Below are 7,397 nucleotides of genomic sequence, written 5' to 3' on the forward strand. Positions count from 1 at the left end.
TCTTGCGGCAGAGGGGAGTCCCCCAGGGGCGCGGGGGAACTGCGCAGTCCGGGGGCGGTTGCACCGACGGACCGGGGCCGACCTCGGGTTCCTACGGTGGCCCGCATCCGAAGTGCGCAGTTCTCCCCCGGTCTTCGGCCGGGAGGTACCCCCACGCGCTCCTGGCGGAGCGCTGCGGCTCAACCCTGGGTGGTGAAGCCGTTCTTCTTCAGGTCGGCGACGGTGGCCTGCTGGATCGCGGTGAGTGCGGCGGGGAAGCCGGACTTGTTCTGGGCGGCCTTGCCGAAGGCGTCCTTGAAGGTCGAGTAGGCGACGTTGACGTTGGGGCCCCAGGCGGCGGGTGCGGTGTTCTTCGCGATCTCGGCGGCCCGGGTGTAGAAGTCGGGCTGGTTCGCGAAGAACTCGGGGGCGTTCGCCAGTGCGCCGCCGGTCTGCGCGGCGGTCGCGGCCGGGTAGATGCCCGCCTCCTTGACCAGCGCGGCGACGGCCTGCGGGTCGGTGTTCAGCCAGGTGGCGAACTGCGTGGCGGCGTCGGCGTGTCCGGCCTTCTCGGCGCCGGTGGTGACGCCGGTGCTGGAGCCGCCCCAGCTGCCGGTGACCGACTCCCCGGCGTTCCACTGCGGCAGCGGGGCGATCGCCCACTTGCCCTTGGTGTCGGGCGCGGAGGAGGTGAACACACCGGGCGCCCAGACCGCGGAGACCCAGGCGATCTGGCTGCCGTCGTTGAGCGCCTTGCTCCAGGCCGGGGTGTACATCGGCTGGTTGTCGACGGCGCCCTCGGCGACCAGGCCGCCCCAGAAGTCGGCGACCTTCTCGGTGGCGGCGTCGTCGACGGCGACCTTCCAGGCGTCCCCGGAGGCCGTCCACCACCTGGCGCCGGCCTGCTGGGCGAGGCCGGCGAACAGGCCCGGGTCGTTGGCGGAGAAGGTGGTGAGCGCCTTCGACGGGTCCTTCTGCTTCAGCTGCCGGGCGGTGTCGGCGAACTCGGCCCAGGTGGTGGGCACCTTGAGGCCGTACTGGGCGAACAGGTCGGTGCGGTAGTAGAAGGCGAGCGGGGCAGTGTCCTCGGGGATCGCGTAGACCGCGTCGGAGCCCAGGGTGACCTGCTGCCAGACACCGGCCGCGAACCTGTCCTTGGCGGCGCCGGACCGCTTGGCGATGTCCGCGAGCACGTCGTTGCTGACGAGGGTGGGCAGTGCCTGGTACTCGACCTGGACGAGGTCGGGGGCGTTGCCGGCCTTGGCCGCGGTGATGGTCTTGGTGACCAGGTCGTCGCCGGAGGCCTGCTTCTGCACGGACACCTGGACGTCCGGGTGGGAGGCGTTCCAGAGGGCCGCGACCTTGTCCATGTTCGGCGTCCAGGACCAGAAGGTCAGCTTCACCGGTCCGGCCGCGGCCGCGGTGTCACCGGAGGCGCCGCCGCTGCTGCCGCAGGCGGTCAGGACGAGCGTGCCGCAGAGCGCGGCGGCCGAGGCGAGGGCGAGCCGACGGTGCATGGATCCTCCCGGGATCACGGGTGCGGAGTGGGGGATGCGGGAGCGGCGCCGGGCTCTGAGCTCACGGAACCGCCGCTGTGCACGTTCACAGTACGGAAACCCGGACGACACTTGTCAATCCCTCACCTCGTACGGTTATCTTGCCGAAACACGGCGCACTCGCGCTGTGTACGTTCACAGTGATCGCCGATGGAGCCCCCATGGACCACCCGCTGACCCGCGACGTCACCCCGACCGCGGCCGCCGCCCCCGCCGCACGGAGCCGCCGGCCGGTCGGGCTGCCCGCCCTCGCCTACGGCGGCGACTACAACCCCGAGCAGTGGCCGGAGGAGGTCTGGGAGGAGGACGTCCGGCTGATGCAGCAGGCGGGCGTCACCATGGTCAGCGTCGGGATCTTCTCCTGGGCCCTGCTGGAGACCGAACGCGGCGTGTACGACTTCGGCTGGCTCGACCGCCTGCTCGACCTGCTGCACGCCGGCGGCATCCGGGTCGACCTCGGCACCCCCACCGTCGTGCCGCCGGCCTGGTTCTACCGCGAACACCCGGAGGCCCTGCCCGTCACCCGCGAGGGCGTCCGCCTGGAGGCCGGCTCCCGCGGCGCGATCTGCCACAGCTCACCGGCGTACCGGCAGGCCGCCGCGTCCATCACCGAACAGCTCGCGCTGCGCTACGCCGACCACCCCGCACTCGCCCTCTGGCACGTCCACAACGAGTACGGCGTCCCGGTCAGCGCCTGCTACTGCGACGCCTCCGCCGAGGACTTCCGGCGCTGGCTGCGCGAGCGGTACACCGGCCTCGCCGAGCTCAACGCCGCCTGGGGCACCACCTTCTGGGGCCAGCGCTACGGCGCCTGGGAGGAGATCCGGCCGCCCCGGCTCACCCCCACCGCCGGCAACCCCGCCCAGCAGCTCGACTGGGCGCGCTTCACCAGCGACACCCTGCTGGAGAACTTCAAGCGGGAACGGGACGTCCTGCACCGGCTGGCGCCCGGCATCCCCGTCACCACCAACTTCATGACGGCGCTCTCGCAGTGCGAGTCCCTCGACTACTGGGCCTGGGGCCGCGAGGTGGACCTCGTCGCCAACGACCACTACCTGGTCGCCGAGGCCCCCCGGAACCACATCAACCTCGCCATGTCCGCCGACCTCACCCGCTCGGTCGCCGGCGGCCGCCCCTGGCTGCTGCTGGAGCACTCCACCGGCGCCGTCAACTGGCAGCCCCGCAACCTGCCCAAGCAGCCCGGCGAGATGGCCCGCAACAGCCTCTGCCACGTCGCCCGCGGCTCGGACGGCGCCATGTTCTTCCAGTGGCGGGCCTCGCGGTTCGGCGCCGAGAAGTTCCACTCCGCGATGCTGCCGCACGCCGGCACCGACAGCCGGATCTGGCGCGAGGTGGTCGCCCTCGGCGCCGCCGTCGGCGCGCTCGGCAGCGTCCGCGACAGCCGGGTGGTCTCCGACGCCGCAGTGCTGTGGGACTGGCAGTCCTGGTGGGCGCAGAAGCTCGAATGGCGGCCCAGCGTCGAACTCGACGCCCGCGCCCAGGCCGACGCCTGGTACGCCGCCGCCTGGGACCGCCACCTCACCGTCGACTTCGCCCACCCCGAGGCCGACCTCACCGACTACCCCCTCGTCCTGGTCCCCGCCCTGTACCTCGCGACCGCCGCCACCGGCGACAACCTGCGGCGCTACGTCGAGAACGGCGGCACCCTCGCCGTCGGGCACTTCTCCGGCATCGTCGACGAGCACGACACCGTGCACCCGGGCCCCTACCCCGGCGCGCTGCGCGAGGTGCTCGGCCTCACCGTCGAGGAGTTCGCACCGCTGCCCGAGGGCCGGACCGTCCGGCTGGACGGCCCCGGCGGCGACGGCCCCGACGGGCCGCTGCAGGCGGGCTCCTGGTCCGAGTTCGTGGTGCCGCGCGGCGCCGAGACGCTGTGGAGCCACACCGAGGGACCGGCCGCCGGCCTGCCCGCGATCACCCGCCACACCCTCGGCCGGGGCACCGCCTGGTACCTGTCCACCCGGCTCGACGCGGCAGGGCTCGACACCGTGCTCGCCCGGGTCTGCGCCGACGCGGGCCTGCCCGAGCGGGCGCTGCCGCGCGACCTCGAGGTCGTGGAACGGGTCGGCGAACTCGGCCGCTACCTCTTCGCGATCAACCACGGCGACCGCGGGGCGCAGGTGCCGCTGCCCGGCGCCGGCATGGAACTGCTCACCGGACTGCTGGTCGAGGGGGTGCTGGAGGTGCCGGCGGGCGCCGTCCGGGTGGTCCACCTGTGACGGGCGGGCGGGGCGGTGCGAGGCGGCCGCGCCCGTCGTCTACATTGATGTAGACGAGGTGCGGCGGTCCGCCGTCCCCGCGGCACCCCCGGAGAGGCGTGGCCTGAATGTCGTCCCCTGCCGTCCTGGTACCGGACGCCTGCGGCGCGCCCGGCTCCCCGGTGCCGACTGCCGGCCGTTCGGACATCCGTCGTCCGGTCGTCCGTCGTCCGGTCGTCCGTCGTCCGGTCGTCGGCCGTTCGGACATCGGCCCTCCGGCCGGCGGTCGCCGCAGCGTCGAGGGCGGCCGGTGAGCGCCGTGGCCGACGCGGACCGGGCCGCCGCCCGCCCCGACCACGGGGAGCAGCCGCCCGGGACGGACGCCCCGGCGGCGCGGCGCGGTGGCCGTACCGCCCTGGCCGTCCTGGTCGGAGCCTGGGCCGGATTCACCGCGCTGGCCGTGCTCTTCGCCGTCCACGGCACGGCGCCGTTCGGCTGGGAGCGGGACGCGGTCCAGTGGTCCGGCAGCCACCGGCCCGGTGCGGCCCGCGTCGCGGCCTCCCTGGTCACGTCCTTCGGCAGCGCCCTCGTCCCGTACGCGGCGGCGATCGGGGCCGGGCTGCTCACGGCACGCCGCGTCCCGGCCGGACCGCGGAGACTGCTCGTCGCCCTCGCCCCGCTCGGATGGCTCGGCGCCGGCCAACTGCTGCGGACCCTGATCATGCACGGCTCCGGCCGGCCCCGCCCCCCGGCCTCCGGATGGGCCGTGTCGGCGAGCGGCTTCTCCTTCCCGTCCGGCCACACCTTCACCTCGGCCACCGCCTTCGGCCTGCTCGCCTGGGCGGTCAGCCGGCACCTCGCGGCAACCGGCCGCCCACCCGCCACCCGCCGCCGATGGGCCGCCGTGCTCCTCGGCCTCGCCGCCCTGGTGGGCCTGAGCCGGGTCTACCTCGCCGTGCACTGGCCGCTGGACGTCCTCGGCGGCTGGCTCCTCGCCGCCGGCTGGCTCGCCCTCGGGGCGCTGCTCGCCCGCCGCATCCCCTGGTGGCCGTCGGGGCGGCCGCGCCGGGCGGGGACTGACGGGCCGTAGGGGTCGTGCCGATCGGCACCGTGTACGCGATCATCGGGCCGTGAACGTCGACCCTCGGACACCGCTGGACGACTCCGAACGGACATCGCCCCGGCCGAGGTCCGGCGCCACTTCCAGGACGTTCCGAACCGCGGCGGAGGCATCCTCCGACCCGGCCGTGCGGTCGCGCCGGACCGCGCCGGCAAGGGGCGGTACGGCGCCTGCTCGACGGGAACGCCCGGTCGCCGTTGCCGGTCCGGCATGGAGGTCGGCCGTACCCCGTGGTTCTTCGACCGATCCGTCAGGGGGCGGGGGAGTCGCCCACCAGCAGCCGCAGGGTCAGGGCGCTGAGGGCGGTTTCGGTGTGCGTGGGGTCGGGGGCGACGGTCTGGCGGAAGCGCTGCGACGAGAGCAGGGAGATCAGCCACCAGGCACCGGCGGCGGGGTCGAGGTCGGGGCGGAGGCTGCCGTCGGCGTGGCCCTGTTCGAGCAGGTCGGTGAGGGTGCGGGCGAGGGTCTGATTGCCGCGGCGGGCCGCGTCGAGGACCTCGGGTTCGCTGGTGAGGGTCATGGCGTCCTCGAAGAGCACGCCGACGGTGCCCCGGGCGTGCACCTGGGCGAGGTGCTCGGGGGCGAGGAGTTCGGCGAGCCAGGCGCCGACGGTGGGGCAGCGGCCCGCCCAGGAGCGGAGTCCGTCCGACATGAGCGCGGCCGCGTGGTCGAGGACGGCCGCGAAGACGGCGGCCTTGGAGCCGAAGTTCTGGAACACGACCGGCTCGCTGACCCCGACCCGGCGGGCCACCTCGGACATCTTGCCGCGCTGGTAGCCGAGTTCGGAGAAGACCTCGGTGGCGGCGTCGAGGATCGACGCCCGGCGGTCCTCCGCGCTCAGGCGCGGGCGCCGGGCCTTCTGGGTGGCCTTCTGGGCGGGCTGAGGGGCGGGCACACCGGCATCCTATCGGCCCCTTGCCAGATAACTTAGTGGCGACTAAGTTGAAGTTACTTAGTCGCCACTAAGAAAGGTTCCGGCATGGAACTCGCACGCTTCCTGCACGGCACGGCGGACTCCCGCACGGCCGGACAGACCATCGGCCACGCCCGCGCCTACGAGGCCTTCGGCGCGGTGTTCTTCGGCGGACGCCGCCGCCGCGTCTACACCCGCCTCGCCGAGCTGGCCGGCGCCCGGCCCGGGGACCGCGCCCTGGACGTCGGCTGCGGCACGGGCTACCTCACGCTGCGCCTCGCCGACGCCGTCACCCCGACGGGCCGCGCGGTCGGCGTGGACCCGTCCGCCGAGGTCCTCGCCCACGCCCGGCGCAGCGCCGCCGACCGCCGCCACTGCACCTTCACCGACGGCATCGCCGAGGAACTCCCGGCAGGCGACGGCGAGTTCGACGTGGTGGCCAGCAGCCTGATGGTCCACCACCTGCCCGAGGACGTCCGCGAGCGGGCCGTCGCCGAGATGCGCCGCGTGCTGCGGCCGGGCGGGCGGCTGCTGCTCGCCGACTTCCGCCCGCCGACGGGGCAGGTCGCCCGCCACCTGGTCGGTGCCGTCACCGGGCCGGTGATGGAGCACAACCCCGTCCACCTGCTGCGGCCGCTGGTGGAGCAGGCCGGCTTCACCGAGGTCCGGACGGGCGACCTGCGCCCCTGGATCCACTACGTGCAGGCGGTCAACCCGGGTCCGTCCGCATGACCGCGGCCCTGCGGGCGAACCGTGCCCTGCGGATCGGGGCCCTCGCCCTGGTCGCCGGCGGCCTCGGGTTCCACCTGTGGCTCGGCACCAAGGTCCCGCTGGTGGCCGTCCCGGTCGGTCTGGCCTGCCACCTCGCCGCCGGGGTGGCGGCCCGCCGGGTGCTGCGCGACCGGGCGCGCCCGTACCGGACGGAGAACGGGTAGCGGCAGCGGGACGCGGGCCCCGGCCCGGGAGGTCAGCCGTCCGCGGGTCCGGCGAGGACGTGGACGTTGAAAGGGGCCATGTCGTTGTCGTGCTCCCGGGCGGTGGAGCCCGCGCTCGTCAGGACGGCGAGGAGGGCCGCGCACATGGCCTCGTGCGTCCCGCCGGAGCGTCGGACCGACGGGTGTTCGAGGTCCTTGCGCATCACCGCGGCGACCATGTCGGCCCGCAGTTGCGGGCCCGTCCACCAGGTGACGACCACCTCGGGTTCCAGGCCGAAGAAGTGCCGGTTCCAGGTGTCGACCCGGACCTGGGCGCCGCCGCCGGCGGGCTCCTCGTCCGGTCCGGGGTCGACCACCGGCAGGCCCGCCGCGGTGAGGGCGTCGCGGACGCGCCGGGCGAGTCGTTCGGCCGCGTCCAGCGGGTCGGTCACCGGCCGGCCGGGGAGGTGGTGGCCTGGCCCTGTTCGACGTACTCGTGGAGGTCGTAGGCGGAGCCGAGGCCGGTGGCGGCGGTGGTGCCGACGACGGCGAGCAGGCCGGCCACGACCAGGTGGAGGAGGCGGCCGCGGGGGGCCCGCGGGGCGGGGGCCAGCAGCGCGGCGACGCGGACCGGGACCGGTCCGGTGTGGGCGGCGGGGAGGGCGGCCCCGCGCGGTGCCCGGCGGCCGGGGGGTG

General features: G+C 74.8%; 7 protein-coding genes and 1 pseudogene. 4 read left to right on the forward strand and 4 right to left on the reverse strand.

Translation table 11 applies throughout. The features are described from left to right. Positions 1-179: 179 nt before the first annotated feature. Positions 180-1,496 (reverse strand): ABC transporter substrate-binding protein, encoded by a 1,317-nt coding sequence (locus ABD353_RS31000; RefSeq protein WP_344627008.1) that lies wholly within the window; start codon positions 1,494-1,496, stop codon positions 180-182. A gap of 200 nt (positions 1,497-1,696) precedes the next feature. Between ABD353_RS31000 and ABD353_RS31005 the strand changes: the two genes are divergently transcribed. Further along, positions 1,697-3,775, forward strand: coding sequence for a beta-galactosidase (locus tag ABD353_RS31005; protein WP_344627009.1), 2,079 nt, complete (start codon positions 1,697-1,699; stop codon positions 3,773-3,775). A gap of 289 nt (positions 3,776-4,064) precedes the next feature. Beyond that, entirely contained in the window at positions 4,065-4,844 is a 780-nt protein-coding gene (locus ABD353_RS31010; RefSeq protein ID WP_344627010.1) for a phosphatase PAP2 family protein, read from the forward strand. Positions 4,845-5,124: 280 nt separating this feature from the next. Here the strand turns inward: ABD353_RS31010 and ABD353_RS31015 are convergent, their stop codons facing one another. Beyond that, complete coding sequence (locus tag ABD353_RS31015) at positions 5,125-5,769, reverse strand: TetR/AcrR family transcriptional regulator (RefSeq protein ID WP_344627011.1); 645 nt, start codon at positions 5,767-5,769, stop codon at positions 5,125-5,127. Between the two features lie 84 nt (positions 5,770-5,853). On the opposite strand from ABD353_RS31015, the gene ABD353_RS31020 reads away from it, so the two are divergent. Next, positions 5,854-6,519 (forward strand): class I SAM-dependent methyltransferase, encoded by a 666-nt coding sequence (locus ABD353_RS31020; protein ID WP_344627012.1) that lies wholly within the window; start codon positions 5,854-5,856, stop codon positions 6,517-6,519. Next, on the forward strand, positions 6,516-6,722 hold the full coding sequence (locus ABD353_RS31025) for a hypothetical protein (RefSeq protein ID WP_344627013.1): 207 nt from the start codon (positions 6,516-6,518) through the stop codon (positions 6,720-6,722). Before ABD353_RS31020 ends, ABD353_RS31025 begins: the two co-directional genes overlap by 4 nt. A gap of 32 nt (positions 6,723-6,754) precedes the next feature. Here the strand turns inward: ABD353_RS31025 and ABD353_RS31030 are convergent, their stop codons facing one another. Together ABD353_RS31030 and ABD353_RS31035 are read right to left on the reverse strand one after the other, a co-directional pair. Beyond that, entirely contained in the window at positions 6,755-7,153 is a 399-nt protein-coding gene (locus tag ABD353_RS31030; RefSeq protein ID WP_344627014.1) for a hypothetical protein, read from the reverse strand. Beyond that, positions 7,150-7,397 (reverse strand): annotated as a pseudogene (locus ABD353_RS31035) (M56 family metallopeptidase); the annotation flags it as partial. The gene ABD353_RS31030 and the pseudogene ABD353_RS31035, both read right to left, overlap by 4 nt.

The sequence above is a fragment of the Kitasatospora arboriphila genome, from assembly GCF_039528095.1.
In the GTDB taxonomy this organism is placed as follows: Bacteria; Actinomycetota; Actinomycetes; order Streptomycetales; family Streptomycetaceae; genus Kitasatospora; species Kitasatospora arboriphila.